This is a genomic window from Variovorax sp. TBS-050B, from assembly GCF_029893635.1.
Classification (GTDB): domain Bacteria; phylum Pseudomonadota; class Gammaproteobacteria; order Burkholderiales; family Burkholderiaceae_C; genus Variovorax.
This window is the reverse complement of record NZ_JARXYR010000002.1, coordinates 4,549,976-4,573,013: the sequence shown is the minus strand read 5'-3', so window position 1 is coordinate 4,573,013 and position 23,038 is coordinate 4,549,976. Positions and strand designations below refer to the sequence as shown.

22 protein-coding genes and 1 pseudogene are annotated in these 23,038 nt (G+C 69.9%); 14 read left to right on the top strand and 9 right to left on the bottom strand.

Features of this window, described 5'->3' with window-relative positions; genetic code table 11:
- Nucleotides 1-108: 108 nt before the first annotated feature.
- On the top strand, nucleotides 109-705 hold the full coding sequence (locus M2165_RS24300) for a hemerythrin domain-containing protein (protein ID WP_280817125.1): 597 nt from the start codon (nucleotides 109-111) through the stop codon (nucleotides 703-705).
- Nucleotides 706-742: 37 nt separating this feature from the next.
- On the opposite strand, the gene M2165_RS24295 is transcribed toward M2165_RS24300, so the two are convergent.
- The 3 genes and pseudogenes from M2165_RS24295 to M2165_RS24285 form a co-directional block, all read right to left on the bottom strand.
- Entirely contained in the window at nucleotides 743-2,056 is a 1,314-nt protein-coding gene (locus M2165_RS24295; RefSeq protein ID WP_280817124.1) for an FAD-binding oxidoreductase, read from the bottom strand.
- The gene (locus M2165_RS24290; protein WP_280817614.1) at nucleotides 2,057-2,959 is read right to left on the bottom strand and encodes a saccharopine dehydrogenase C-terminal domain-containing protein; all 903 of its coding nucleotides are present in this window, start codon (nucleotides 2,957-2,959) and stop codon (nucleotides 2,057-2,059) included.
- Nucleotides 2,960-3,080: 121 nt separating this feature from the next.
- Nucleotides 3,081-3,389, bottom strand: a pseudogene (locus M2165_RS24285) (saccharopine dehydrogenase NADP-binding domain-containing protein); the annotation flags it as partial.
- Between the two features lie 294 nt (nucleotides 3,390-3,683).
- Here M2165_RS24285 and M2165_RS24280 point away from each other — a divergent pair.
- Nucleotides 3,684-5,312 carry a phospholipase D family protein gene (locus tag M2165_RS24280; protein ID WP_280817613.1) on the top strand — a complete coding sequence of 543 codons (1,629 nt, stop codon included), beginning with the start codon at nucleotides 3,684-3,686 and terminating at the stop codon, nucleotides 5,310-5,312.
- A gap of 18 nt (nucleotides 5,313-5,330) precedes the next feature.
- Here M2165_RS24280 and M2165_RS24275 read toward each other — a convergent pair whose 3' ends face one another.
- From M2165_RS24275 to M2165_RS24260, 4 genes are all read right to left on the bottom strand, one after another.
- Nucleotides 5,331-5,837, bottom strand: a complete 507-nt coding sequence (locus M2165_RS24275) for a peptidoglycan DD-metalloendopeptidase family protein (protein ID WP_280817123.1) — start codon at nucleotides 5,835-5,837, stop codon at nucleotides 5,331-5,333.
- Between the two features lie 72 nt (nucleotides 5,838-5,909).
- Nucleotides 5,910-6,377 (bottom strand): CreA family protein, encoded by a 468-nt coding sequence (locus tag M2165_RS24270; protein WP_280817122.1) that lies wholly within the window; start codon nucleotides 6,375-6,377, stop codon nucleotides 5,910-5,912.
- A gap of 10 nt (nucleotides 6,378-6,387) precedes the next feature.
- The gene (locus tag M2165_RS24265) at nucleotides 6,388-6,939 is read right to left on the bottom strand and encodes an NUDIX hydrolase (protein WP_280817121.1); all 552 of its coding nucleotides are present in this window, start codon (nucleotides 6,937-6,939) and stop codon (nucleotides 6,388-6,390) included.
- Nucleotides 6,940-6,958: 19 nt separating this feature from the next.
- Nucleotides 6,959-7,660, bottom strand: coding sequence for a fumarylacetoacetate hydrolase family protein (locus tag M2165_RS24260; protein ID WP_280817120.1), 702 nt, complete (start codon nucleotides 7,658-7,660; stop codon nucleotides 6,959-6,961).
- A gap of 88 nt (nucleotides 7,661-7,748) precedes the next feature.
- On the opposite strand from M2165_RS24260, the gene maiA reads away from it, so the two are divergent.
- On the top strand, nucleotides 7,749-8,387 hold the full coding sequence (gene maiA / locus M2165_RS24255; RefSeq protein ID WP_280817612.1) for a maleylacetoacetate isomerase: 639 nt from the start codon (nucleotides 7,749-7,751) through the stop codon (nucleotides 8,385-8,387).
- 59 nt (nucleotides 8,388-8,446) lie between these two features.
- Entirely contained in the window at nucleotides 8,447-9,217 is a 771-nt protein-coding gene (gene pgeF, locus M2165_RS24250; RefSeq protein ID WP_280817119.1) for a peptidoglycan editing factor PgeF, read from the top strand.
- Here pgeF and M2165_RS24245 read toward each other — a convergent pair.
- Nucleotides 9,149-9,472, bottom strand: a complete 324-nt coding sequence (locus M2165_RS24245) for a hypothetical protein (protein WP_280817118.1) — start codon at nucleotides 9,470-9,472, stop codon at nucleotides 9,149-9,151. The two genes, pgeF and M2165_RS24245, sit on opposite strands and share 69 nt — an antisense overlap.
- Before the next feature lie 153 nt (nucleotides 9,473-9,625).
- Here M2165_RS24245 and phaC point away from each other — a divergent pair, with 153 nt between their 5' ends.
- Together phaC and M2165_RS24235 are read left to right on the top strand one after the other, a co-directional pair.
- The gene (gene phaC / locus M2165_RS24240) at nucleotides 9,626-11,353 is read left to right on the top strand and encodes a class I poly(R)-hydroxyalkanoic acid synthase (protein ID WP_280817117.1); all 1,728 of its coding nucleotides are present in this window, start codon (nucleotides 9,626-9,628) and stop codon (nucleotides 11,351-11,353) included.
- A gap of 49 nt (nucleotides 11,354-11,402) precedes the next feature.
- Entirely contained in the window at nucleotides 11,403-12,581 is a 1,179-nt protein-coding gene (locus tag M2165_RS24235) for an acetyl-CoA C-acetyltransferase (protein ID WP_280817116.1), read from the top strand.
- 291 nt (nucleotides 12,582-12,872) lie between these two features.
- On the opposite strand, the gene M2165_RS24230 is transcribed toward M2165_RS24235, so the two are convergent.
- On the bottom strand, nucleotides 12,873-13,784 hold the full coding sequence (locus M2165_RS24230; protein ID WP_280817115.1) for a LysR substrate-binding domain-containing protein: 912 nt from the start codon (nucleotides 13,782-13,784) through the stop codon (nucleotides 12,873-12,875).
- 92 nt (nucleotides 13,785-13,876) lie between these two features.
- Here M2165_RS24230 and M2165_RS24225 point away from each other — a divergent pair, with 92 nt between their 5' ends.
- The 8 genes from M2165_RS24225 (at nucleotide 13,877) to ybaL (ending at nucleotide 23,036) form a co-directional block, all read left to right on the top strand.
- Nucleotides 13,877-14,893 (top strand): tripartite tricarboxylate transporter substrate binding protein, encoded by a 1,017-nt coding sequence (locus M2165_RS24225; RefSeq protein ID WP_280817114.1) that lies wholly within the window; start codon nucleotides 13,877-13,879, stop codon nucleotides 14,891-14,893.
- Between the two features lie 11 nt (nucleotides 14,894-14,904).
- Nucleotides 14,905-15,816 carry a MaoC family dehydratase N-terminal domain-containing protein gene (locus M2165_RS24220; protein ID WP_280817113.1) on the top strand — a complete coding sequence of 304 codons (912 nt, stop codon included), beginning with the start codon at nucleotides 14,905-14,907 and terminating at the stop codon, nucleotides 15,814-15,816.
- Nucleotides 15,817-15,833: 17 nt separating this feature from the next.
- Nucleotides 15,834-17,015 (top strand): CaiB/BaiF CoA-transferase family protein, encoded by a 1,182-nt coding sequence (locus M2165_RS24215; protein WP_280817112.1) that lies wholly within the window; start codon nucleotides 15,834-15,836, stop codon nucleotides 17,013-17,015.
- Nucleotides 17,012-17,872: a CoA ester lyase gene (locus M2165_RS24210; protein ID WP_280817111.1), complete on the top strand. Its 861-nt coding sequence runs from the start codon at nucleotides 17,012-17,014 to the stop codon at nucleotides 17,870-17,872. Before M2165_RS24215 ends, M2165_RS24210 begins: the two co-directional genes overlap by 4 nt.
- A 36-nt stretch (nucleotides 17,873-17,908) precedes the next feature.
- Nucleotides 17,909-18,901 (top strand): tripartite tricarboxylate transporter substrate-binding protein, encoded by a 993-nt coding sequence (locus M2165_RS24205; protein WP_280817110.1) that lies wholly within the window; start codon nucleotides 17,909-17,911, stop codon nucleotides 18,899-18,901.
- A gap of 233 nt (nucleotides 18,902-19,134) precedes the next feature.
- Nucleotides 19,135-19,872, top strand: coding sequence for an acetoacetyl-CoA reductase (gene phbB / locus M2165_RS24200; RefSeq protein WP_280817109.1), 738 nt, complete (start codon nucleotides 19,135-19,137; stop codon nucleotides 19,870-19,872).
- A gap of 88 nt (nucleotides 19,873-19,960) precedes the next feature.
- On the top strand, nucleotides 19,961-21,295 hold the full coding sequence (locus M2165_RS24195; RefSeq protein WP_280817108.1) for a dicarboxylate/amino acid:cation symporter: 1,335 nt from the start codon (nucleotides 19,961-19,963) through the stop codon (nucleotides 21,293-21,295).
- Between the two features lie 46 nt (nucleotides 21,296-21,341).
- The gene (gene ybaL / locus M2165_RS24190; protein WP_280817107.1) at nucleotides 21,342-23,036 is read left to right on the top strand and encodes a YbaL family putative K(+) efflux transporter; all 1,695 of its coding nucleotides are present in this window, start codon (nucleotides 21,342-21,344) and stop codon (nucleotides 23,034-23,036) included.
- Nucleotides 23,037-23,038 lie beyond the last annotated feature (2 nt).

Below are 23,038 nucleotides of genomic sequence, written 5' to 3'. Positions count from 1 at the left end.
CCACCCGCCGTGCGCCCGGACCGGCTCCTGCCGGGCTGCCGGGTTGCCCACGGCGCGGTGCGCGTCGACGGCGGCCAATGAGGGCGTCTTTTTTTCCTGGAGGTCAAGATGACCAGTTTTGTCTCGCGGCTCTTTCCCACGGCGACCAACATGATCCGCCTGGACCACACGCACGTGATGTCCACCTTCCATCAGTACAAGCCCGGCGCGCCCGCGCGCGTGAAGAAGGGGCTGGTGAACACCATCTGCACCGCGCTCGAGATCCACGCCCAGCTCGAGGAGGAGATCTTCTATCCCGAGATGCGCAAGGTGACCGAGGACGAGCGCATCACGCAGGCGCTCGAGGAGCATTCCGAAATGAAGCGGCTGATCGGCCTGCTGCGCGCCATGGAACCCGAGGCGCGCGACTACGACGACACGCTGTCCGCGCTGATGCGCGACGTGATGCACCACGTGGCGGACGAGGAGACCATCCTGCTGCCCGCGGCCGAGAAGCTGCTCGCCGACAAGCTCGGCGACCTCGGCGCGCAGATGACCAAGCGCCGGCTGCAGCTCGTGGGCCCGCGCTCGGGCGAGATCGCGGTCGACATGGGACGCGCGGCCTCGGGCAACACGGCGGCCATCGCGATGGTGGGCCTGGCCGCCGCCGGCCTGCTGGTGGCGCGGCGCACCGGGCATCTGCGTTGGCACCACCGGGCCTCGTGAACGCCGCGGTGCCGGCGGCGGCATCGGGATGCCGCCGCTACAGCCGGTCCCGCAGCCGGTAGTACATCATTCCCAGCACCAGCGCTGGCGTGCGCAGCAGCGTGCCGCCCGGAAAGGCATGGTGCCCGATGCGCGCGAACAGATCGAAGCGCTCGGCCTGGCCCGCGATGGCCTCGGCCGCGAGCTTGCCGGCCATGCCGGTGAGCGCGAGGCCGTGGCCCGAGAAGCCCTGCAGGTAGTAGATGTTGTGGCCGATGCGGCCGAAGTCGGGCGCCTTGTTCATCGTGATGTCGACGAAGCCGCCCCAGGCATGGTCGATGCCGAGGTCGGCGAGCTGCGGGAAGACCGCGAGCATGCTGGCGCGGATCTTGTCGATCAGGTTGCGCGGCGTGCGCGCGCTGTAGCTGTCGCCCGAGCCGAAGAGCAGCCGGTGGTCGGCGCTGAGGCGGAAGTAGTCGAGCACGAAGTTGGTGTCCGACGCGGCGGGGCGGCCGCGCATCAGCGCGTCGGCGCGGGCCCTGTCCATCGGCTCGGTCGCGATCATGTAGGTGCCCACGGGCATGATGCGCGAGGAGACTTCGGGCGCCACGTCGTCGCCGTACTCGGCCAGGTAGACGTTGCCCGCCAGCACCACGAAGCTGCAGCGCACCTCGCCCTGCGCCGTCTTGACCACGGGCCGCGCGCCGCGCTCGATGACCTGCGCGGCCGAGTTCTCGTGCAGCTGCACGCCCGCCTCGCGCGCCGCACGCGCGAGGCCCAGCGAATACTTCAGCGGATGCAGGTGGCCCGAGCGCGCGTCGTAGGTGCCGGCATCGAAGCGCGGGCTGTCCACCCACTGGCCGATCTCTGCGGGCCCGATCCACTGCAGCGGGTAACCGTGCAGGCGCTCCACGTGCGCCATCCACTCGCGCAGCGCGCGCGACTTCGAGGGCTTGACCGAAAGGTTGAGATAGCCCGGCTGCCAGTCGCAGTCGATCGCATGGCGCGCGATGCGGGTCTGCAGCAGGTCCAGCCCCTCGACCGAGATGTTCCAGGCGCGGCGCGCGTCCTCGGGCGCGAACTGCTTCTCGATGGCCTGCTCCCCGTCGGAACCGAAGCCCACGATCGCCTGTCCCCCGTTGCGGCCCGACGCGCCCCAGCCGACGCGCTGCGCCTCGAGCAGCACCACCGCGTAGCCGCGCGTCGCGAGTTCGAGCGCGGCCGACAGGCCCGCGAGCCCGCCGCCCACCACGCAGACGTCGGCGGTGGCGATGCCCTCGAGCGGGCGCGCGGCCTCGAAGCGGGCCGCGCGCTGCACGCTGGCTTCGTAGTATGAGTTCTCGACGACGCCGAGTTCCTTGCGCAGCAGCAATCAGGTCACCCGGAAGTTGAGGAACTGCCAGGGGTCGTCGATGTCCTTTTCTTCGTCGAAGAGCGGGCTGCGGTCCTTGAGCGGTGTCCAGTCGCCGTACACGCCGGCCACTTCGCCCAGGTAGGGCATGGCGGCTTCCAGCACGACGCGGTGATCGAGGTCGTCGGGCTCCACGAGCCCGGCGTCGGGATGGCGCAGCGCCCACGCCATGCCGCCGAGGATGCCGGCCACCACCTGCAGGCTGGTGGCGCTGTTGGCGGGCGCGAGTTCGCGCGCCTGCTCGATGGTGAGGCGCGAGCCGTACCAGTACACGCCCCTGGGGTTGCCCATCAGCAGCACGCCGAGCTCGTCCATGCCCTCGACGATCTCGTCGCGCACGATGCGGTGGCGATGCTGCAGCTGCCAGTTCTTGCCCGCGACCTCGTGCAGCGAGAGCACCGCATCGTCGCAGGGGTGGTAGGCATAGTGCACCGTCGGGCGGTAGATCACTTCGCCGTCCTTGCGCAGCGTCAGGTGGTCGGCGATGGAGATCGATTCGGCATGCGTCACCAGAAAGCCGTGGTACGGGCCTTCGAGCGGCGTCCAGCTGCGCACGCGCGTGCCGATGCCGGGCCGCCCGAGGTAGATCGCCGCGTCGCTGCCGAAGCCGTGGCGCGCCGCATCGGCGGGCCAGTGCCTTTCATGGGTGCCCCAGCCGAGTTCGGCGGGCTGCAGGCCCTCGTCGACGAAGCCGTGGACCGACCAGGTGTTGACGAACTCGTCGCGCTGCTTGCGCTGCTTCGCCACCTGCGTGTCGCGCTCCGCGATGTGGATCACCTTGATCTGCAGCCGCTGCGCGAGCGCGGCCCAGTCCTCGTAGCTCTCGGGCATCGCGTCGAGCGGGGCATGGGTGTCGGCCGCGATGTTCAGCAGCGCCTGCTTGAGCAGCGCCGAGACCAGCCCCGGGTTGGCGCCCTGGGGTGATCACGGCCGTCGGGCCGCCGCGCTTGTCGAGCCGCCAGGCCAGCACCTCTTCGCGCAGGCCGTAGTTCGAGCGGCGCGAAAGCGGCAGTTCGGGATCGTCGTAGCGCCCGCCCCAGGGCTCGTTGCAGGTGTCGAGGTAGAGCGCGCCGCGTTCGCGGCAGAACTTGATGAGCGCGAGGCTCGAGACGTCGACCGAAAGATTGACCAGGAAGTCGCCTTTCCCGAGCAGCGGCTCCAGCACCGCGGCGAAGTTGCCTTCCTCGAGCCGGACGGGAATCACCTCGACGCCCAGTTCCCGGGCCAGCCCGCTGCGGTCCTCGCCCGCCTTCACGATCCGGATGTCGGCGGCCTTGAGGCCGAAGTGCCGCATCAGCAGCGGCAGCAGCGCCTGGCCGATGGAGCCGAAGCCGATCATCGTGACCCGGCCGTCGAAGCGCGCGAGCAGTTCGTTCTTCTTGGTCGCCATCGTGCTTACCTCGCTGGGTCCAATGTGGGCCGCGCCGGACCCGCGCGGCGTCAGCCTGCCTTTGCCGATGCTGTAGGAGGACTCCATGCGCAGCAGCCGCGGCGCGCTCATGGTAGAAACCGCCAGCCCGCAACAACGCGCATCGCGGCAGCTGCGCACTTCACCCGTTCCCAGATGACCGACAACCTCCGTCTTCCGATGCCAGGCAGCCCCAGGCTCGCCGGATGGCGCCATGGCCACCGCCGGGCGGTCGGGCTGCTGCTCGGCGTGGTGGCGCTGCTGCTTGCGGGCTGCGCGGGGCTGCCATCGGCCGTGGAGCGCCGGCCCTCGGTGGCGATCGCCGACGGTGCCGACACGATGCTCGGGCGCCTGGTCGCGGCCGCCGCGCCGGCCGAGCCGGGGCAGAGCGGCTTCCGGCTGCTGCCGATGCCGCAGTACTCGCTGCATGCGCGCATCGAGCTCGCGCGCCGGGCGCAGCGCTCGATCGACGTGCAGTACTACCTGGTGCAGAACGACGAGACCGGCCGCTACCTGCTGCGGACCCTGCGCGATGCCGCGCTGCGCGGCGTGCGCGTGCGCCTGCTGGTGGACGACCTCTACACCGCGGGCGCCGATCCGCTGTTCGCGGGCTTCGCCGCCCATCCCAACGTCGAGGTGCGGATGTTCAATCCGTTCCCGGCCGGCCGCGACCGGCTGGGCACGCGCTGGGCCGCGTCACTGCTCGACTTCGACCGCGTGCACCGCCGCATGCACAACAAGCTCTTCGTGGTGGACAACGCGATGGCGGTCATGGGCGGGCGCAACATCGCGAACGAGTACTTCCTGCTCGACGGCGGCTCGAACTTCATCGACGTCGACACGCTGGTGGCCGGCGCGGTGGTGCCGCGCCTGTCGTCGCTGTTCGACATGTACTGGAACAGCCCCTACGTCTACCCGCAGGAATCGCTGGTCTCGAACGGCGGGGCCACGCCGCAGCAGCTGCGGGAGCGCTTCGAGCAGCTCACCGCCGGGCCCGAGACGCTGCATCCGGCGCCGCTCACCTCCACCGACCTGCTCGGCAACAACGCGCTCGCCAAGGACCTCGACGCGGGCGCGCTGTCGCTCGTGTGGGGCCGCGCCGAGGCCTATGCCGACGCGCCCGCCAAGGCGCTCGGCCGCACCGACGAGACGCGCGGGCTGCCGGCGGACGAATCGACCGACAGCGTGCTCTACAACGTGCGGCGCTACCTGCGCGGCGCGGAGCACGAGATCCTGCAGACCACGCCCTACCTGATCCCGGGGCGCGGCGGCATGGAGACCATGCGCATCGTGCGGCAGAAGGGCGTGAGCTACACCATCGTCACCAACTCGCTCGCGGCCACCGACGAATCGCTGGTGCACATCGGCTACCGGCGCTACCGTCCGGAGATGCTGCAGCTCGGCGTGGCCCTGTACGAGCTGAGTCCCAAGCGGGTGGAGGAGACCAAGCGCTTCGGCATCTACGGCTCGGCCAGCGGGCGGCTGCACGGGAAGTCGGCCGTGATCGACCGGAACCTGGTCTTCATCGGCTCGATGAACTTCGATCCGCGCTCGATGCTGCACAACACCGAGATCGGCATCTTCATCTTCAGCCCGCAGCTCGCGCAGCAGCTCACCAGCCTGATCGGCTTCATCCGGCTCGATGGGGCCTACCAGCTCCAGCTCGGGCCGCAAGGCCACATCGAATGGGTGAGCCCGGCGTCGGGCGACGGCGCCGACACCATCCTGCACGTGGAGCCGGAAACGGATTTCTGGTCGCGCTGGAAGCTGGAGCTGCTCGCGCCGCTGGTGCCCGAGAGCCTGCTGTAGCGCGCGGCGCCGCTGCTGCTACTGCTGCAGGCGGCCGTTGAGGTAGGGCTCGGGGTCGACCGCGGTGCCGTTGCGGCGGATCTCGAAGTGCACCTTCACGCGGTCCGTGTCGCTCTTGCCCATCTCGGCGATCTTCTGGCCCTGCCGCACGACCGCGTTCTCCTTCACGAGGATGTTCTGCGCGTGGGCGTAGGCGGTCAGGAAGGTCTCGTTGTGCTTGACGATCACCATGTTCCCGTAGCCGCGCAGTTCGCTGCCGACGTAGACCACGCGGCCGTCGGCCGAGGCGACGATCGGATCGCCGAGGTTGCCGGCGATGTCGAGGCCCTTGTTGCGCACGCCGTCGAAGCGCGCGATGGTGGTGCCGCTCGCGGGCCGGATGAACAGCGCCTGGGGCTGCTGCACCGGCGGCGGCACGTTCGGGCCCGGCCGCGGCGGGGGCAGGGGCGTGGTGCAGGCAGCGAGGCCGGCGGCCACGAGCATGGCAGCGCCGAGGCGGGATGCGGCAAGGGTCTGGAAATGCATGGCTCTCTTGGAACGAATTCGGTGCGGAGGGTTCCTCCACATCGGCAGGCATGCTAGCAAATTTGTAAACGACTACTTCAGTGGTATCGGCGTGGCGCGGTCGATCGGCACCGCCGTGACGCTGTTCTTCGGCGAGCCGTCGATCAGCAGGTCGGAGTAGGTCAGGTAGACCAGCGTGTTGCGCTTCGGATCGACCATGCGCACCACGCGCAGCCGCTTGAACAGGATCGACAGCCGCTCGCTGTAGACCTCCTCGCGCTTCGGCAGCGGCTGGGTCACGCTGACCGGGCCGACCTGGCGGCAGGCGATCGACGCCTCGGACTTGTCCTCCGCCACGCCGAAGGCGCCCGCGATGCCGCCGGTCTTGGCGCGCGAGACATAGCAGGTCACGCCGTTGACCTTGGGGTCGTCGTAGGCCTCGACCACGATCTTGTGGTCGGGGCCGATGAGCTTGAAGGCGGTGTCGACCTCGCCCACCACGTCGGCGCGCGCGCCGGCGGCCAGCAGCAGGAGCAAGGGAAGCAGGGCCCTGTTCTTCATGGCGTGGCCTTCAGACGATGCTGAGTTCATGGACCCGGTCGAAGCTGCCGCGGCGCCGGTCGTCGAAGTAGTGCTCGAGCGCCTCGCGCACGGTGCGGAAGGCGATCTCGTCCCAGGGGATCTCTTCTTCGGTGAAGAGCCGGGCCTCGATGGTCTCGTGGCCGGGGTCGAAGCGGTCGTCGAGCAGCCGCGCGCGGTAGAACAGGTGCACCTGCCCGACGCGCACCACGCTGATCACCGCGAACAGGCCCTCCATCTCGTAGTGGGCGCCGGCCTCCTCGTCGGTCTCGCGCGCCGCGCCCTGGGCCGCGGTCTCGCCGAGCTCCATGAAGCCCGCCGGCAGCGTCCACTTGCCCCAGCGCGGCTCGATGTTGCGCTTGCACAGCAGCACCCTGTCGCCGAGCACGGGGATCGTGCCCACCACGTTGAGCGGGTTCTCGTAGTGGATGGTGGCGCAGGCCGGGCACACGGCGCGCTCCTTGGTGTCGCCGTCGTCCGGCACGCGGTAGACCACCGCGGTGCCGCAGTTCTTGCAGTGCTTGATCGGTACGCGCAGGATCATGAAGCGGCGGGCGTGGGGATCAGACGACCTTGACGGTCAGCTTCGGCAGGCCGGCGACTTCGCCCACCAGCGTGTCGCCCGCCACCACCGCGGCCACGCCTTCGGGCGTGCCGGTGAAGATCAGGTCGCCGGGCTGCAGCTCCCAGGCGGCCGAGAGATGTTCGATGGTCTCGGCCACGTTCCAGATCAGCTTGGCGACCGTGCTGCGCTGGCGATCGACGCCGTTCACCTGCAGCGAGATCTCGGCCTTTTCGGCATCGCCCGCGTCGGCCACCGGCACGATCGGGCCGATCGGCGCGCTCTGCTCGAAGCCCTTGCCGATGTCCCAGGGGCGGCCCTGCTTCTTCATCTCGCCCTGCAGGTCGCGGCGCGTCATGTCCAGGCCCACGGCATAGCCGTAGATGTGCTTGTGCGCATCGGCGGCCTGGATGTTCTTGCCGCCGGTGCCGATGGCCACCACGAGCTCGATCTCGTGGTGCAGGTTCTTCGTCAGCGTGGGGTAGGCGATGGTGCCGGTCTGGTCCGCCTCGACCACCACCGCGGCGTCGGCCGGCTTCATGAAGAAGAAGGGCGGCTCGCGGCCGGTGAAGCCCATTTCCTTCGCGTGGTCCTCGTAGTTGCGGCCCACGCAGTAGATGCGGTGCACCGGAAAGCGGGCGGCCTTGCCCACCACCGGAATCGAAACCGTCGCGGGCGGGGCGAAAACGAACTCGGAAGCCATTGCGTCTGTCCTTTGAGCGAAAACTGAAAAAACGGCAGTGTGCCAGAGGCAGGCCGCGCCTGCCGCCCGGCGCTATGCTTGCGGGATGATGAAGCTGCACAACTACTTCCGCTCCTCCGCGTCGTTCCGCGTGCGCATCGCGCTCAACCTCAAAGGCCTGGACTTCGAGTACATCCCGGTCCACATCGCGCGGGGCGACCACCGCACCGGTCCGTTCTCGGCCATCTCGGCCGACATGCTGGTGCCGCTGCTGGAGGACGAGGGCGAGCGCTTCTCGCAGTCGATGGCGATCATCGAGTACCTCGACGAAACCCATCCCGAACCGCCGCTGCTGCCGCACGATCCGGTCGGCCGGGCCCATGTGCGGGCGCTGGCGCAGTCGATCGCCTGCGAGATCCATCCGCTCAACAACCTGCGCGTGCTCAAGTACCTGGTGAAGGAACTCAAGCTCGACGACGCGGCCAAGAACCAGTGGTACCGCCACTGGGTGCGCGAAGGCCTGCTGGCCTTCGAGCGGCAGCTCGCGCAGCATCCGGGCGGCAGCTTCTGCTATGGCGACACGCCCACGCTGGCCGACTGCTGCCTCGTGCCCCAGATCTTCAACGGCAAGCGCTTCGACTGCGACTTCAGCGGCCTGCCGCGCACCATGGCGGCCTACGAGGCCTGCATGGCGCTCGACGCGTTCCAGCGCGCCCAGCCCTCGCAGGCGCCCGACGCCGAGGCATGAGCCCCCACCGGTCGCCCGAAGAGGCTCGCATCGGTGCCCGTCAGAGCGAAGGTCATTCAGTGAACCTCGATCCGCGCTGGCTGGTGCCCGACTGGCCGGCACCGTCGAACGTGCTGGCGCTGTGCACCACGCGCGACGGCGGGGTGTCGAGCGGGCGCTACCGGAGCCTCAACCTGGGCGACCACGTGGGCGATGCGCCGGCCGACGTGGCGGCCAACCGCGCGCGGCTCGGCCAGGCGCTCGACGGCGCCCGGCCGGTGTTCCTGCAGCAGGTGCATGGCACCGCCGTCGCAAGCTTCGATGGGGACGCCGCGGCTTCGCCGCCCGACGGCATGGCCGCCGATGCCGCGACCACCATCCGGCCCGGCATCGCCTGCACGATCATGGTGGCCGACTGCCTGCCGGTGCTGTTCACCGACGCGGCCGGCCGCCGCGTCGCGGCCGCGCATGCAGGCTGGCGCGGGCTGGCCGAGGGCGTGCTGGAGCGGACGGTGGCCTGCTTCGACGGTGTGCCCGCCGCCGAGGTGATGGCCTGGCTCGGACCCTGCATCGGCCCTGCGGCCTTCGAGGTCGGCGCCGAGGTCAAGGCCGCGTTCGAGGCCCGGGCCGCGGAAGCCGCGGCGTGTTTCGTGCCCGCCGCGGCGCCCGGCAAGTGGCTCGCCGACCTGCCGGCGCTCGCCCGCCAGCGGCTGCGCGCGCTCGGCATCGGCCGGGTGCACGGCAACGACGGCAGCGCCGCGTGGTGCACCGTCACCGATGCCTCAAGGTTCTTTTCGCACCGGCGCGACGGCGTCAGCGGGCGCTTCGCCGCCCTGGTCTGGAAGCGCTGAGGCCTGCGGCTGCGCGGCCCGGGCTTCGGCCGCGGCGCGCCGGGCGGCTTCCTGCGCTTCGGCCTCGCGCTGCTGGATGGCGCGGCGCCGGCCCGGCGCACCCATCAGGTAAACCACCAGTGCCACCGGCGCCAATCCGTACAGAAGAAATGTGAAGATGGCGCCGAGCACCGTGCCGGTGGCGTGGGTGGCTTCGGCCACGGCCATCATCACGGCGACGTAGAGCCAGCCGATCACGATCAGGTGGATGAACACGGCAAAGTTTCTGTTGGTAAGTGGAATGCCGGGGTTGGGGACGCCCCGGGAAATGCAGCATACTCAAAACACGCAAGCCATCCGTACCGACCCAGGCGAGGACCCGAAGACATGACAAAGCAACAAGCGACGGGGGCAGAAGCGTTTGCACCCATGCAGAAGGCGTTTTCAGACGGCTGGGCCCAGGCCATGCAGGCCGTCCAGCAGGCGGCAGTGCAGGGCGCCGCGGCCTTCGGCGGCAAGCCGCTCTGGCAGCTGCCGCCGATGCCCGAGCTGCCCGGCATGCCCGAGCTGCCGCGCCTGTCCGTCCCGCCCGAGAAGCTGAAGGCGATCCAGGAGGACTATGTGGCCGAGGCCACCGCGCTCTGGCGCCAGGGGCTCGAGGCCAGGCCCGAGGGCGACCGCCGCTTCGCCGGCGAGGCCTGGGGCAGCAATCCGTTCTCGTCCTTCTCGGCGGCCGTGTACCTGCTCAACGCCCGCACCATGCTGCGCATGGCCGAGGCCGCCGAAGCCGACGCCAAGACCCGCGCCCGCCTGCGCTTCGCCGTCGAGCAGTGGATGGCCGCGGCCGCACCCAGCAATTCGCTCGCGCTCAATCCCGAGGCGCAGAAGAAGGCCATCGAGAGCCGCGGCGAGAGCATCGCGCGCGGCATCCAGAACCTGCTGCACGACGTGAAGCAGGGCCATCTGAGCATGACCGACGAAAGCGCCTTCGAGGTCGGCCGCAACGTGGCCACCACCGAGGGCGCGGTGGTGTTCGAGAACGAGCTGTTCCAGCTGCTCGAATACAGGCCGCTCACGGCCAAGGTCCACGAGCGGCCGTTCCTGCTGGTGCCGCCGTGCATCAACAAGTTCTACATCCTCGACCTGCAGCCCGAGAACTCGCTGATCCGCTATGCCAACGAGCAGGGCCACCGCGTGTTCGTGGTGAGCTGGCGCAACCCGGACGAATCGCTGCGCGACGCCACCTGGGACCAGTACATCGAGGACGCCGCGATCCGCGCGATCCACGTCGTGCAGGAGATCAGCGCGCCTGCCAACAAGTCCGGAAAGATCAACGCGCTGGGCTTCTGCGTGGGCGGCACCATCCTGAGCACGGCGCTCGCGGTGCTCGCCGCGCGCGGCGAGAAGCCCGCCGCCTCGCTCACGCTGCTGACGACCTTCCTCGACTTCAGCGACACCGGCATCCTCGACATCTTCGTCGACGAGCAGATGGTCAAGTACCGCGAGCTGCAGCTCGGCAACGGCGGCCTGCTGCCGGGCGGCGACCTTGCCTCCACCTTCAGCTTCCTGCGGCCCAACGACCTGGTCTGGAACTACGTGGTCGGCAACTACCTCAAGGGCGAGACGCCGCCGGCCTTCGACCTGCTCTACTGGAACAGCGACGCCACCAACCTGCCGGGCCCGTTCTACGTCTGGTACCTGCGCAACACGTACCACGAGAACAAGCTCGCCCGGCCGAACGCGCTCACGGTGTGCGGCGAGAAGATCGATCTGGGCCGCATCGACATCCCGACCTACATCTACGGTTCGCGCGAAGACCACATCGTGCCGATCGGCGGCGCCTATGCCTCCACGCAGCTGCTGCCGGGCAGCAAGCGCTTCGTCATGGGCGCCTCGGGCCACATCGCCGGTGTGATCAACCCGCCCGCCAAGAAGAAGCGCAGCCACTGGATCCGCGAGGACGGCAAGTTCCCCAAGACCCAGGCCGAATGGCTGGCCGGCGCCACCGAGCACCCCGGCAGCTGGTGGCCCGACTGGGCGCAATGGCTCAAGGGCCACGGCGGCCGGCTGATTCCGGCACCGAAGACCTATGGCAACGGCAAGGCCTACAAGGCCATCGAGCCGGCGCCGGGCCACTACGTCAAGGCCAAGGCCTGAGCGCGCCGCGCATTCCTCACCATTTCAAGTCACTGCAACGGAGAACCTCATGGAAGACATCGTCATCGTTTCCGCCGCACGCACGGCGGTCGGCAAGTTCGGCGGCTCGCTCGCCGGCATCGCGGCCACCGAGCTGGGCGCCATCGTGATCAAGGAAGTGATCGCGCGCGCCAAGCTCACACCCGAGCAGGTGGGCGAGGCGATCATGGGCCAGGTGCTGGCCGCCGGCGCGGGCCAGAACCCGGCGCGGCAGGCATGGCTCAAGAGCGGCGGCACCAAGGAGACGCCGGCGCTCACCATCAACGCCGTCTGCGGTTCGGGCCTGAAGGCGGTGATGCTCGCGGCGCAGGCCGTGGCCACGGGCGACAGCGACATCGTGGTCGCGGGCGGGCAGGAGAACATGAGCATGGCGCCGCACGTGCTGCCCAATTCGCGCAGCGGCCAGCGCATGGGCGACTGGAAGCTGGTCGACACCATGATCGTGGACGGCCTCTGGGACGTCTACAACCAGTACCACATGGGCATCACGGCCGAGAACGTGGCCAAGCAGTACGGCATCGACCGCGCGGCGCAGGACGAACTCGCGCTCGGCAGCCAGACCAAGGCCGCGGCCGCGCAGGACGCGGGCAAGTTCAAGGACGAGATCGTGCCCGTGAGCATCCCGCAGAAGAAGGGCGATGCGCTGGTCTTCGACACCGACGAGTTCATCAACCGCAAGACCAGTGCCGAAGGCCTGGCCGGCCTGCGTCCCGCCTTCGACAAGGCCGGCGGCGTGACGGCGGGCAATGCCTCGGGCCTCAACGACGGCGCCGCAGCGGTGCTGGTGATGACGGCCAAGAAGGCTGCCGCGCTGGGCCTGAAGCCGCTCGGCCGCATCGCGAGCTATGCCACCGCGGGCCTCGATCCCGCGATCATGGGCATGGGCCCGGTGCCGGCCTCGACCAAGGCGCTGCAGCGCGCCGGCTGGAAGGCCGCCGACCTCGACCTGCTCGAGATCAACGAAGCCTTCGCGGCGCAGGCCTGCGCGGTGAACAAGGAAATGGGCTGGGACGTGAACAAGGTCAACGTGAACGGCGGCGCCATCGCCATCGGCCATCCGATCGGCGCTTCGGGCTGCCGCATCCTCGTGACGCTGCTGCACGAGATGCAGCGCCAGAACGCGAAGAAGGGCATCGCGTCGCTGTGCATCGGCGGCGGCATGGGCGTGGCGCTGACGATCGAGCGCTAGTTTTTTCTCCTGGGGGCGCTGCCGTCTGCTGTTCGGGGCGCGCTCCCGCCGACGGTGGGGAGCACCCGGTGTCCTGTGCACGCGCCCCGAACCAGAAGCCGCCGAACGCCACCTTGTTCACCGCTCAAATTTTGAGCAAACTGATTATTCCCTATAAAAAACAACGACTTACGCAGCGTTTACAAGGAAGCACATCAGTTATCCCCAAAGTTGTCCACGAAAACTGGGGACGACACCGGCTTCTTCACCATTCGCCTGCAAGTCCTTGTTCTTCCGCGCCAGAGCGCTCCTTCACTCGACGCGGGCCTGCGGATCGGCGTAATGCCGGCACAGCGTGTCGACCAGCGCCTGCGCATAGATCGGCAGCGCCGCGCGATGGCGCACCAGCAGGTAGCGCTCTCGCACGCACCAGGCATCGCTGAGCTCGATCAGCGCGAGTTGCATCCCCTGCTGGTTGCGCCGCGCGGCCGATTCGGGCACGACGCCGATGCCCACGCCGTTGCCGATCATCCGGCACATCGCATCGAAGCTGCCGAGCTGGATGCGCAGCTTCTGCCGCTTGCCGAGGTTGTCGGTGATCTGCGAGAGAAAGGTCTGCAGCGTGCTGCCCTGGAGCATGCCGATCGCGTCCTCGTCGAGCGTCTCGGCGAAGGAGATGCGCCGGCGCTTCGCGAAGCGGTGCCTGCGCGAGGTGACGAGCACCAGCCGGTCGGTGCTGAAGTGGATCGCCTCCAGGCCCAGCGTGTCGACCCGGCCCGCGACGATGCCGATGTCGGCCCGGCCGTCGAGCACCCCGCGCGGAATCTGAGCATTCGGTTTTTCCTGAAGGTCGACGTTGATGCGCGGGTTGCGCGCGAGGAAGCCCGGCAGGATCTCGGGCAGGAAGTCGGTCACCGCCGTGGTGTTGGCGAACACGCGCAGGTGGCCGCGCAGCCCGCCGCCGTATTCGAGCAGGTCGGCACGCAGCTGCTCCGTCTGGTGCAGCACCAGCCGCGCATGGTGCAGGAAGGCTTCGCCCGGCGGCAGCAGCCGCACGCCGCGTGCCTCGCGCTGCAGCAGCTGCAGGCCGGCCTGGGTCTCGAGCGCCTTGATGCGCGCACTGGCCGCGGCCAGCGACAGGTGCTGGCGTTCGGCTGCGCGCGTGAGGTTGCCGAGTTCGGCCGCGGCCACGAAGAGACGCAGGTCGGTCAGGTCGAAGAGCATGGCGCGATCGTAGCCAAGCCTTCGGTTCTGCAGAAGGCTGGGTTCCGAATTCGCAGATTGCGCGCGCCGGCGGGGCGGAACACCATGCGCCCATGGAGACACCACACACCCGCCAGCGGATCGGCGCATCGGCCGCCCGCAACTTCGCCGGCTTCGTACTGGCCGCCGCGGCCGCGCTGATCCAGCCGGCACCGGCCATCGCCGACACCTATCCCTCGCGCCCCGTCACGCTCGTCGTGCCCCAGGCCGCGGGCGGCACCAACGACATCGTCGGCCGGCTGGTCGGCCAGAAGCTCGGCGAGGTGATGCACAACGCGAGCGTGGTGGTCGACAACCGACCCGGCGCGGGCGGCAACATCGGCACCCAGCTCGTCGCCAAGGCGCCGCGCGACGGTTACACGCTGCTGATGACGATCAGCAGCAGCCAGGCGATCAATCCCGCGCTCTACAAGAACCCCGGCTTCGATCCGGTCAAGGACTTCCGCCCGGTGGGGCTCGTCGGCGCCGTGCCCAACGTGCTGCTGGTGCATCCCTCGTTCCCCGCGAAGAATTTCGACGAGTTCCTGAAGCTCGCGCGGCAGAAGGGCGCGAACTACCAGTACGCCTCGGCCGGCAACGGCACGCTCAACCACCTGCTCGGCGAGATGCTCAACAGCATGGCGGGCCTGTCGCTGCAGCACGTGCCGTACAAGGGCGTGGCGCCCGCGCTCAACGACGTGCTCGGCGGGCAGCTGCAGATCGTGTTCGCGAGCCTGCCTTCCGCGCTTTCGCACATCAAGGCCGGCAAGCTGCGCGCGCTGGCGGTGAGCGGCGACAGGCGCTCGCCCGTGCTGCCCGAGGTGCCCGCGATCGGCGAGGCGGTGCCGGGCTACAGCGGCACGCTCTGGATCGGCCTCTTCGCGCCCGCGGGCCTGCCCGCCGAGGTGCTCGCCACCCTGCAGGAGGCCACGCGCCAGGCGCTGGCCGCGAAGGACCTGCGCGACAAGCTCGACCAGCAGGGCGTCGAGATCGCGCCGCCGACCACGCCCGAGCAGTTCGCGAAGCTGCTGCAGGACGATCTCGCCAAGTGGGCGCGCATCGTCAAGGCCTCGGGCGCGGCCGTCGATTGAATGGGGCCCCCATGAACGCGCCAACCACACCGACGACGCCCGACACCGCCGCGCACGCCATCGACGGCGATGCGCTCGCGAGGCTGCAGGCCTGGCAGGGCCGCAGCGAGACCCTTGCCGACGAGATCACCGCCGCCCCGGTGCGCGCGCTCTCGGCCACGCTCGACCGCGACGATCCGCTGCCCGCGGCCGGCACCCGGCTGCCCGAACTCTGGCACTGGCTCTACTTCCTGCCGCACCATCGCCAGTCGGAGATCGGCGAAGACGGCCATGCGAAGCGCGGCGGCTTCCTGCCGCCGGTGCCGCTGCCGCGCCGCATGTGGGCCGGCGGGCGGCTCGCGTGGGAAGCGGGCAACCCGCTGCGGGTCGGCGACCGTGCCGAGCGGCGCTCGACCATCGCCTCGGTCAGCCACAAGGCAGGGCGCACCGGCGAACTGGTGTTCGTGCTGGTGCGGCACGAGGTGCACAACGCGCGCGGGCTCGCGCTCACCGAGGAGCACGACATCGTCTACCGCGCCGCGGCGCAGCCCGGCGAACCGGGGCCGGCGCCCACCCCTGCGCCGCGGGACGCCGCCTTCAGCCGCGAGATCGTGCCCGACGACGTGCTGCTGTTCCGCTATTCGGCGCTGACCTTCAACGGCCACCGCATCCACTACGACCGGCGCTACGTCACCGAAGTCGAGGGCTATCCGGGCCTGATCGTCCACGGCCCGCTGATCGCGACGCTGCTGGTCGACCTGCTGCGCCGCCAGGCGCCGGGCGCGCAGCTCGCGCGCTTCGAATTCCGCGCCGTGCGCCCGACCTTCGACATCGCGCCGTTCCGCGTGCACGGCAAGCCCGGCGCGGACGGCCGGCAGTTCGCGCTCTGGGGCCAGGACGCCGACGGCTGGCTCACGATGCAGGCCAGCGCCACGCTCGCATGACAGGGAGAACACACGCAATGACCCGACCGCTCGACGGCATCACCGTCGTCTCGCTCGAACACGCCATCGCGGCGCCGTTCTGCACCCGGCAGCTCGCCGACCTCGGCGCGCGCGTCATCAAGGTCGAGCGCCCCGGCGCCGGCGACTTCGCGCGCGCCTACGACGCCCGCGTGAACGGCGAGGCCTCGCACTTCGTCTGGGTCAACCGCTCCAAGGAAAGCCTCACGCTCGATCTGAAGCAGCCCGCCGCGCTCGAAGTGCTGCAGCAGCTCGTGGCCGGCGCCGACGTGCTGGTGCAGAACCTCGCGCCCGGCGCGGCCGCGCGCATGGGCCTGGGCGCCGAGGCGCTGCGGGCGCTGCATCCGCGGCTCATCGTCTGCGATATCTCGGGCTACGGCGGGGACGGCCCCTACCGCGACAAGAAGGCCTACGACCTGCTGATCCAGAGCGAGGCCGGCTTTCTCTCGGTCACCGGCACGCCGGACGAACCGTGCAAGTCGGGCAACTCCATCGCCGACATCGCCGCGGGCATGCATGCCTACACCGGCATCCTCGCCGCGCTGCTGCAGCGCGGCAGGACCGGCCAGGGCTCGCACATCGACGTGTCGATGCTCGAAGCGCTGGCCGAATGGATGGGCTACCCGATGTACTACGCCTACGACGGCGCGCCGCAGCCGCCGCGCAGCGCCGCGTCGCACGCCACCATCTATCCCTACGGCCCGTTCCCCGCGGGCGACGGCGGCACGGTGATGCTGGGGCTGCAGAACGAGCGCGAATGGCGCGTGTTCTGCGAGAAGGTGCTGTTGCAGCCGGCGCTGGCCGCCGACCCCCGCTTCGACAGCAACGCCCGGCGCAACGCCGGGCGCGAAGCGCTGCGCGACATCATCGTCGAGACCTTTTCGGCGCTCTCGACCGCGCAGGTGGTCGAGCGGCTCGATGCCGCGCAGATCGCCAATGCGCGCATGAACGACATGGCGGGCCTCTGGGCCCATCCGCAGCTGCGCGCGCGCGAGCGCTGGCGCCAGGTGGGTTCGCCGGCCGGCGAGATCCCCGCGCTGCTGCCGGCCGGGCGGCAGAGCGCCTTCGACTACCGCATGGACCCCGTTCCCGCGGTCGGCGAGCACACCGACGCGATCCTGCGCGAACTCGGCCGCAGCGAGGCCGAGATCGCGGCGCTGCGCGCGGCCCACGCGGTATGAGCCCGGCGCCGTCCGCACGGCTCGCGCTCGCGCGCAGCTTTCTCTTCGTGCCGGCCGACCGGCCCGAGCGCCATGCGCGCGCGCTGGCGACGGGGGCGGGCGGCGTGATCGTCGACCTGGAGGACGCGGTCGCGCCCGCGCGCAAGGCCGGCGCGCGCGAAGGGCTCGCTGCCTCCTTCGCCGCGCTGACGCCGCCGCAGCGCGAGCGGCTGCTGGTGCGCATCAATGCGGCCGGCACGCCGTGGCATGCCGACGACTGCACGCAGGTGGCCGCGCTCGCGGCCGGAGGCCTGATCGCGGGCGTCGTGCTGCCCAAGGCCGAGGGGGCGGGGGATCTCGCGCGCATCGCCGGCGCGATCGGTCCGCGCGGCGTGCTCGTGCCGCTCGTGGAATCGGCCGCCGGGCTCGCCGCGCTCGATGAACTCGCCGCCGCGCCGCAGGTGCTGCGGCTCGCCTTCGGCAACCTCGATTTCCAGGCCGACCTCGGCATGGCCTGCGACGCCGACGAAGCCGAACTGGCGCCGGTGCGCCTGGCGCTCGTGCTGGCCTCGCGCCGCGCGGGGCTGGCCGCGCCGGTCGACGGCGTCACGCCCGACTGGCGCGATGCCGCGCGGCTCGCGGCCGACTGCGCGCGTGCGCGGCGCGGCGGCTTCGGCGCCAAGCTCTGCATCCATCCCGAGCAGGTCGCACCGGTGCACGCGGCGCTCGGCGCGAGCGCCGACGAGCTCGCCTGGGCGCGCCGCGTGGTCGAGGCCGTGGCGGCCGCGGGCGGCGGCGTCGCGAGCCTCGACGGCCGCATGGTCGACGCGCCCGTGCTGCGCCGGGCCGAACGGCTGCTCGCGCTCGAGCGCGCCTGAACCGATCGAAAGCAACCACCACAAGGAGACAAGCAGATGACGACATTCAAGACCCTGGTCGCGGCCTCGGCGGGCGCCTGCCTGCTCGCGCTGCACGCCGCGCCGGCCGCCGCACAGGCGGCCTGGCCCGACAAGCCCGTGACGCTGGTCGTGCCGTACTCGGCCGGCGGGCCGACCGACGTGGTCGCGCGCATGCTCGCGATCCCGATGGGCAAGTCGCTCGGCCAGACGGTGGTGGTCGAGAACACCGTCGGCGCGGGCGGCACCATCGCGCCGGCACGGGTGGCGAAGGCGGCGCCGAACGGCTACACCCTCCTGATCCACCACATGGGCATGGCGACCGCGCCGGCGCTCTACAAGAAGCTCAATTACGACCCGCTCAAGGACTTCGAATACATCGGCCAGGTGATGGACGTGCCGATGACGCTGCTTTCGCGCAAGGACTTTCCGGCCAACAACTTCCGCGAACTGCTGGCCCATGTGAAGACCCACAAGGACAAGGTCACGCTCGCCAACGCGGGCGTGGGCGCGGTGTCGCAGCTCTGCGGCCTGCTCTTCATGAACCAGATCGGCGTGCAACTGACGACCGTGCCCTACAAGGGTGCGGGGCCCGCGCTCAACGACCTCATGGGCGGGCAGGTCGACCTGCTCTGCGACCAGACCACGCAGACCGCGCCCGTCATCAAGGACGGCAACCGCGTGAAGGTCTTCGGCGTGACCACGCCGCGGCGGCTGCCCAGCCTGGGCGACATTCCCACGCTCGACGAGCAGGGCCTCAAGGGCTTCGACGTGAAGGTGTGGCACGGCGTCTATGCGCCCAAGGGCACGCCGCCGGCCGTGCTCGAGAAGCTCAACACCGCGCTGCGCGCGGCCCTGCAGGACGACATGGTGAAGCATCGCCTGGCCGAGCTCAGCTCCGAGATCGCGCCGCCCGAGAAGCAGACGCCCGAGGGCTTGCGCACGCACCTCGCGGCGGAGATCGACAAGTGGGGCAAGGTGATCCGCGCGGCGGGGGTGCAGGCGGACTGAAGCAGGTCCGCGGCGCTGCGGGCGCGCGCCGGATGACGTACTTTCGACTTCCTTGATTCCTGCGGGTCATGCAGGAAGCTGCAATGCCGATGCACTATCGTTGCGGCGGCGGCGCGCCGTGACAGCTGGTTGCAAGCTTGGCTCAGTGTTTTCCTCAGAGTTCGGTGGCTTGAAACTCGCTAGAGTGAAGGCGGCCGTTCAGGCTTTTGCTTCGCACACATCAAGGAAATCTCATGAGCAAGAAAGTTGCATATGTCACCGGAGGCATGGGTGGCATCGGAACAGCCATCTGCCAGCGCCTCCACAAGGACGGCTTCAAGGTCATCGCGGGCTGCGGCCCGACCCGCGACCACAGCAAGTGGCTCGCCGAGCAGAAGGCGCTCGGCTTCGAGTTCCATGCATCGGTGGGCAATGTGGGCGACTGGAACTCCACCGTCGAGGCCTTCTCGAAGGCCAAGGCCGACCACGGCCCGATCGACGTGCTGGTCAACAACGCCGGCATCACGCGCGACCGCATGTTCCTCAAGATGACGCCCGAGGACTGGAGCGCGGTGATCGAGACCAACCTCAACAGCATGTTCAACGTCACCAAGCAGGTGGTGGGCGACATGGTCGAGAAGGGTTGGGGCCGCATCATCAACATCAGCTCGGTCAACGGCGCCAAGGGCCAGGCCGGCCAGACCAACTACTCGGCGGCCAAGGCCGGCATGCACGGCTTCACGATGGCGCTGGCACAGGAGCTCGCGAGCAAGGGCGTCACGGTCAACACCGTGAGCCCGGGCTACATCGGCACCGACATGGTCAAGGCCATCCGCCAGGAAGTGCTCGACAAGATCGTCGCGACGATCCCCGTCAAGCGCCTGGGCGAGCCGAGCGAGATCGCCTCGATCATCTCGTGGCTCGCCACCGACGAGGGCGGCTACTCCACCGGTGCCGACTTCTCGGTGAACGGCGGCCTCCACATGCACTGACGCCGGCGCACGGCAGAAGGAAAGACCCGCTTCGGCGGGTCTTTTTGTTCGGGCTACAGTTCCGATCCCTCCGGAGACAACAGAAGACATGGAAGACACGACCGCGCCGACGGGCAAGCTCCCGCTCCATCGTTCGCTCTACGTGCAGGTGATCGCCGCGGTGATCGTCGGCGTGCTGCTCGGGCACTTCCATCCGGGGCTCGGCGAGGCGATGAAGCCGCTCGGCGACGGCTTCATCAAGCTCGTCAAGATGATCATCGCGCCGATCATCTTCTGCACCGTGGTGCTCGGCATCGCGGGCATGGAGGACATGAAGAAGGTCGGCCGCACCGGCGGCCTCGCGCTGCTGTACTTCGAGGTGGTGAGCACCATCGCGCTCGTCTTCGGGCTGCTGATGGTCGACCTGCTGCGCCCGGGCGCGGGCATGAACGTGAACCCCGCCACGCTCGACACCGCGGCGGTCGCTTCGTACACCGGGCCGGGCAAGATGGCGGGGCCGGTCGACTTCCTGCTCGACGTGATCCCCACCACGCTGGTCGATGCCTTCGCCCGCGGCGAGATCCTGCAGGTGCTGCTGATCGCGGTGCTGTTCGGCTTTGCGCTGCACCGCTTCGGCGGTCGCGGCACGCTGGTGTTCGACGTGATCGAGAAGGGCTCGCAGGTGCTCTTCGGCATCGTCGACTACATCATGAAGCTCGCGCCCGTCGGCGTCTTCGGCGCCATGGCCTTCACCATCGGCAAGTACGGCACCGACAGCCTGTTCTCGCTCGGCAAGCTCATCGGCGCGTTCTACCTGGCCTGCCTGCTGTTCGTCTTCGTGGTGCTGGGGCTGATCGCGCGCTTCCACGGCTTCGGCATCTGGCGCTTCATCCGGTACATCCGGGAAGAGCTGCTGATCGTGCTCGGCACCTCGTCCTCGGAGACGGTGCTGCCGCGCATGATGAAGAAGATGGAGAAGCTGGGCGCGAGCAGGGCGAGCGTGGGCCTGGTGCTGCCTGCAGGCTATTCGTTCAACCTCGACGGCACCTCGATCTACCTGACGATGGCGGCGGTCTTCATCTCGCAGGCCACGAGCACGCCGCTGACGCTGGGCCAGGAGATGACGCTGCTGGCCGTGCTGCTGCTCACCTCCAAGGCCGCGGCCGGCGTGACCGGCAGCGGCTTCATCGTGCTCGCGGCAACCCTGTCGGTGGTGGGGCACGTGCCGGTGGCCGGCCTGGCGCTGATCCTCGGCATCGACCGCTTCATGTCCGAGGCGCGCGCGCTGACCAACCTGATCGGCAACGGCGTCGCCACGCTGGTGGTGGCGCGCTGGACCAACGAGCTCGACACCGAGCAGCTCGATGCCGAACTGCGCGGCGCCGACCGCGGCGCCGGCGCGCCGCTCGAGGGGCAGGCCGCGGGCGGGGCCGCGTCGCCCTGAAGACCCGCCGCGCCGCTGCGGCGCACGGGGTGTGCACAATCGTCCGATGCCCCACAGCGTCTCCCTGATCAGCACCATTGCCGCGGGCCTCGGGCTCGCGCTCGTCCTGGGTTTTCTCGCGGCGCGGCTGCGGCTGCCGGCGCTCGTGGGCTACCTGCTCGCGGGCGTGATCATCGGTCCGTTCACGCCCGGCTTCGTGGCCGACGGCGCCATCGCGGCGCAGCTCGCGGAGATCGGCGTGATGCTGCTGATGTTCGGCGTCGGCCTGCATTTCTCGCTCGACGACCTGCTCGCGGTGCGCCGGATCGCGCTGCCCGGTGCGCTGGCGCAGATCACGGTGGCCACGCTGCTCGGCGGCGCACTCGCGCTCTGGTGGGGCTGGTCGTGGGGCGCGGCGCTGGTCTTCGGGCTCGCGCTGTCGGTGGCGAGCACGGTGGTGCTGCTGCGCGCGCTCGAAAGCCTCGGCATCCTCGATTCGTTCACGGGCCGCATCGCGGTCGGCTGGCTGGTGGTGGAAGACCTCGCCATGGTGCTCGTGCTGGTGCTGATGCCGCCGCTGGCCGGTGCGCTGGGGGGCAGGGCGGAGGAAGCGGCCGATCCGCTGTGGCAGACGCTCGGCCTCACGCTGCTGCAGGTGGGGGGCTTCGTGGCGCTGATGCTCGTGGTGGGGCGGCGGGCCTTTCCGTGGATCCTGTGGCAGGTCACGCGCACCGGCTCGCGCGAGCTGTTCACGCTGTGCGTGATCGCGGCCGCGGTCAGCATCGCCTTCGCCTCGGCGGCGCTGTTCGGCGTGTCGTTCGCACTCGGCGCCTTCTTCGCGGGCATGGTGATGCGCGAATCCGAATTCAGCCACCGCGCGGCGCAGGAATCGCTGCCGCTGCGCGATGCCTTCGCAGTGCTGTTCTTCGTCTCCGTCGGCATGCTGTTCGATCCGTCGGTGCTCATCGAGCGGCCGCTGCAGGTGCTGGCGGTGGTGGCGGTGATCGTGCTCGGCAAGTCGGTCGCCGCCTGTGCGCTGGTGCTGGCGCTGCGCTATCCGCTGGGCACCGCGCTCACGGTGAGCGCGAGCCTCGCGCAGATCGGGGAGTTCTCGTTCATCCTCGCGGGGCTCGGCCTGTCGCTCGGCCTGATGCCGGTCGAGGGCCAGAGCCTGATCCTCGCGGGCGCGCTGATCTCCATCGCCACCAATCCGCTCTGGTTCAGCCTGATCGCGCCGATGCAGAAATGGCTGCATGCACGCCTCTCGTTCGCACGCGGGCTCGATGCACGCGACCATCCGCTGGCGGAGCTGCCGACGAGCACCGAGGCGCGCTTCCTCTCGCGCCAGGTGGTGCTGGTGGGCTACGGCCGCGTCGGCCGCCGCATCGCGGCCGAGCTCGAGGCGCACGACGTGCCCTACGTGGTGGCCGAGCAGAACCGCGAACTGGTCGGCCGGCTGCGCGAGGCCGGCGTGGCCGCGGTCTGGGGCGACGCGGCCGATCCGGCGGTGCTGATCCAGGCGCATGTCGCGCGGGCGCGCGTGCTCGTGGTGGCGGTGGCCGATGCGATGAACGTGCGCCAGATGATGGAGACGGCCCGCACGCTGAATCCGTCGATCGAGACGGTGGTGCGCAGCCACAACGAGGAGGAGGCGCGGCTGCTCGCGCAGGAGACGGCCGCCACGGTCTTCCTCGGCGAGCACGAGCTCGCGCAGGCGATGGCGCGCGACGTGGTGCGGCGCGCCGCGGCGGTGCCGGCCTGAGG